Below are 3,822 nucleotides of genomic sequence, written 5' to 3' on the forward strand. Positions count from 1 at the left end.
CTGGTGACGGGCTTCGACATCATCTTTTTCTGGGTGGCCCGGATGACGATGATGGCCGGCGCCTTCACCGGCCAGATGCCCTTCCAGGACGTCTACATCCACGGTCTGGTGCGGGACGAGAACAACCGCAAGATGAGCAAGTCGGCGGGGAATGGCATTGACCCGCTGCTGCTGATCGAGCGCTACGGCGCCGATGCCCTGCGCTTTGCCCTGGTGCGTGAGGTGGCCGGTGCTGGCCAGGACATCCGCCTGGACTACGACCGCAAGTCGGACACCTCCGCCACGGTGGAGGCCTCACGCAACTTCGCCAACAAGCTCTGGAACGCCACCCGCTTTGCCCTGATGAACCTGGGTGGGGAGACCCCCTCCAGCCTGGGTGAACCGGATCCCGCGGCCCTGCAGCTGGCGGACCGTTGGATCCTCTCGCGCCTGGCCCGGGTGAACCGCGACAGCGCCGAGCGCTACGGCAGCTATGGCCTCGGCGAGGCGGCCAAGGGGCTCTATGAGTTCGCCTGGAATGAAGTCTGCGACTGGTATGTCGAGCTGATCAAGCGCCGCCTGAACCCGGGCGAGAACCCCAGTGCCGAAGCCCTGGCCGACCAGCGCACGGCCCGCCAGGTGCTGGCCAAGGCACTGAATGAATTGCTGGTGATGCTGCATCCCCTGATGCCCCACCTCAGCGAGGAGCTCTGGCATGGCCTGAACGGCGAGCCCGAAGAGACGTTCCTGGCCCTGCAGCCCTGGCCTGCCCTCGACGTCTCGGCCCTGGATGACGAGCTGGAGTCGTCGTTTGCCGAGTTGATTGAGGCGATTCGGGTGGTCCGCAACCTGCGCGCTGTCGCCGGCCTCAAGCCCAGCCAGGGCGTGCCGGTGCGCTTCGTCACCGGTCGCTCTGAACTGGCCTCGGTGCTGACTGCCGCCACCGCCGACATCACTGCGCTGACCCGCGCGGAGCGGGTGGAGGTCTTGGACCCGGCCGCCGCCGATGCCAACCCTGCCGCGAAGGCCCTGGCCGGTGTGAGCGGTGAGCTTCAGGTCTTGCTGCCGATCGACGGACTGGTGGATCTCGAGGCGCTGCGGGGCCGGCTGGAGAAGGACATCGCCAAGGCCGAGAAGGAGATCAAGGGGCTCTCGGGTCGCCTCTCGAACCCCAACTTCGCCTCCAAAGCCCCCCCTGAGGTGGTGGCCGAGTGCCAGGCCAACCTGGCGGAAGCCCAGGCCCAGGCCGATTTGGCCCGCAAGCGTCTGGCCGACCTCGGTTGATGGATTGGCAGAGCTGGCTTCCGGTTCTGCAGTCCCCTGCGGGGGCGCTGCTGTTCATCCCCCTTTATGGGATTTGGGTGACGCTGTTGCTGCCGGGGGTCTGGGCCTCGATGCTGGCTGGAGCCTTGTACGGCACCTGGTGGGGCAGCCTGATCGTCTTCGTGGGGGCCTGCCTCGGGGCTGAAGCGGCCTTTCTGCTGGGACGGACCTGGCTGCGGGACTGGGCGATGCGCCGGCTGGAGGCCTTCCCCAAGCTGCAGGCGGTGGAGCAGGCGGTGAGCCGCGAGGGCCTGAAGCTGGTGCTGCTGACCCGCCTCTCGCCGGCGTTTCCCTTCTCCTTGCTCAACCTGGCCTATGGCTTGAGCGAGGTGAGCCTGCGCGACTACACGATTGGCCTGATTGGGATCATCCCCGGCACGATCCTGTTCTGCGGTCTGGGGGCCCTCGCCGGTGATGTGGCCCGCTTCGGCGAGGTGTTGAGCGGCGAGGCGGATCCCTTCACCTGGGCCCTGCGGGTGGTGGGCATCGCCGCCACCGTCGCCTCGGTTTGGCTTGTGGGCCGGGCCGCCCAGCGGGCCTTAAAAGCAGCTCAGCCGTCCGACTGATCCGGCAGCGGCCAGTCGCGCAGCGCCGCGATCAGCACGAACCAGGCCAGGCGCAGCTTGGCGAGGGGGCCGGGGCGCGCGGCGAGATCGGCGAACTTGGCGCGGCCGCATTCGGTCTTGATCCAGCGGTAGACGGCGGGTTGGCTCATGGGGCAAGCAGGGCTTGGAGGCTGGCTTCATCCAGCACCGGAATCCCGAGACTCTCGGCTTTGCTCAGCTTGCTGCCGGCTTCCTCGCCCGCCACGACATAGCTGGTTTTTTTGCTGACCGAGCCGGTCACCTTGCCGCCCGCGGCCTCGATCAGGGCCTGGGCCTGACTGCGGCTCAGGCTCGGCAGGGTGCCGGTGAGCACGAAGGTCTGGCCGGTCAATGGCGCAGGACCGCTCGGCTCGGGTTGTTCCTCGTCGCCGCTGGCCAGGCTGAAGCCCAGGCGCTCGAGGCTGGTCAGCAGCTCCTGGTTGGCACCGGTGGAGAACCACTGCTGCAGGCTCTGGGCGATCTCAGCGCCGATGCCATAGACGGCGGTGATCGCCTCGGGGGTCTCGGTGGCGGCGGTGGCCAGGTCCGCTGCACTGGGGAAGGCCTTGGCCAGGGCTTTGGCGTTGACCTCGCCCACATGGTGGATGCCGAGGCCGTAGAGCTGGCGGTGCCAGGGCTGTTGTTTGGACTCCGCCAAGGCGGCCACAAGGTTCTCGGCGCTCTTGCTGCCCATGCGCTCCAGGCTGCAGAGCAGGGCGCCATCCAACCGGTAGAGGCCTGCGATGGAGCCCACCAGGCCCCGGTCCACCAACTGCTCAATCAACTTGCTGCCCAGGCCATCGACATCGAGGGCGCCTTTGCTGACCCAATGGCGCAGGGCGCCGCGCAGGATCGCCGGGCAGCTGCTGTTGACGCAGCGGGTGGCGGCTTCCCCTTCTTCGCGGACGAGCTCGGAGCCGCACTCCGGGCAGGTGTGGGGTAGCTCCAGCCGCTCAGCGGCAGCCGGGCGCAGCTCCGGCAGGACCCGTACGACCTCGGGAATGATTTCGCCGGCCTTGCGAACGACGATCGTGTCCCCGGCGTGGAGATCGAGCTCCAGCAGTCGATCGGCGTTGTGCAGGGTGGCGCGGCTGACGCTCGTGCCCGCCAGGGGTACGGGTTCAAACTCCGCCACTGGGGTGATGACGCCGGTGCGTCCCACCTGGCAGCTGAGCCGCAGCAGTTTGCTGGGGGCCTCCTCGGCGGGGTACTTCAGGGCAATGGCCCAGCGGGGGGCCTTCTGGGTGAAGCCGGCCGCGTCTTGAAGGCGCAGGTCGTTGAGCTTCACGACGACGCCATCGGTGGCGTAGTTCAGCTGGCGGCGGCCCTCGTCCCAGTGCTCGAAGAAGGCCTCGACCGCTGCTAGATCAGGCAGTAGGGCGGCGTTGGGGTTGACCTTGAAGCCGGCCTGTTTGAGCCAGTCCAGGGACTCCCACTGGCTGCCGGGGCCTCCGCTCCAGTCCGCTGGCAGGTGCAGGGTGTAGGCGAAGAAGTCGAGTTTGCGCGCGGCAACCACCTTGGGATCGAGCTGCCGCAGGGTGCCGGCGCAGGCGTTGCGGGGGTTGGCGAAGAGGGCTTCGCCGCGGGCCTGACGCTCGCTGTTGATGGCCGCAAAGGTGCCATCGGGGATCAGGGCTTCGCCGCGTACCTCCAGCCAGGCCGGCGGGTTCTCCAGCTGCAACCGCAGCGGAACTGAGGCGATCGTGCGGACGTTGGCGGTGATCTCCTCCCCTTGCTCGCCGTCGCCGCGGGTGGCGGCCCGCACCAACACCCCGTTCTCGTAGCTGAGGGCCAGGGCATTGCCGTCGATCTTCAGCTCACCGACCATCGGCAGGGCGGTGCCGGCCTCGCGGTCCAGCACCTTGAGTAGGCGGCCGTACCAGGCCTCGAGCTCATCGGTGTTGAAGGCGTTGTCGAGGCTGAGCAGGCCGATGCG

4 protein-coding genes are annotated in these 3,822 nt (G+C 68.1%); 2 read left to right on the forward strand and 2 right to left on the reverse strand.

The window, feature by feature from the left end; translation table 11 throughout:
• Both QZ184_RS10700 and QZ184_RS10705 read left to right on the forward strand, forming a co-directional pair.
• The coding region (locus tag QZ184_RS10700; RefSeq protein WP_296419565.1) for a class I tRNA ligase family protein at positions 1-1,263 on the forward strand (1,263 nt) is incomplete at its 5' end.
• The gene (locus QZ184_RS10705; protein WP_247476735.1) at positions 1,263-1,868 is read left to right on the forward strand and encodes a TVP38/TMEM64 family protein; all 606 of its coding nucleotides are present in this window, start codon (positions 1,263-1,265) and stop codon (positions 1,866-1,868) included. The genes QZ184_RS10700 and QZ184_RS10705, both read left to right, overlap by 1 nt.
• Here the strand turns inward: QZ184_RS10705 and QZ184_RS10710 are convergent.
• Together QZ184_RS10710 and ligA are read right to left on the reverse strand one after the other, a co-directional pair.
• Entirely contained in the window at positions 1,853-2,017 is a 165-nt protein-coding gene (locus QZ184_RS10710) for a hypothetical protein (RefSeq protein WP_296419568.1), read from the reverse strand. The two genes, QZ184_RS10705 and QZ184_RS10710, sit on opposite strands and share 16 nt — an antisense overlap.
• Positions 2,014-3,822 (reverse strand): NAD-dependent DNA ligase LigA (gene ligA / locus QZ184_RS10715; RefSeq protein WP_296419571.1); only part of this gene is annotated, 1,809 nt, incomplete at its 5' end. The genes QZ184_RS10710 and ligA, both read right to left, overlap by 4 nt.

It is taken from the genome of Vulcanococcus sp. DEBay_Sum22DG08_74 (genome assembly GCF_017852955.1).
Classification (GTDB): Bacteria; Cyanobacteriota; Cyanobacteriia; order PCC-6307; family Cyanobiaceae; genus Vulcanococcus.

What these genes read in the sequence shown, in the direction of transcription:
- QZ184_RS10705 (WP_247476735.1), top strand. Translation starts at nt 1,263, where the DNA reads ATGGATTGGCAGAGCTGGCTTCCGGTTCTGCAGTCCCCTGCGGGGGCG.
- QZ184_RS10710 (WP_296419568.1), bottom strand. Translation starts at nt 2,017, where the DNA reads ATGAGCCAACCCGCCGTCTACCGCTGGATCAAGACCGAATGCGGCCGC.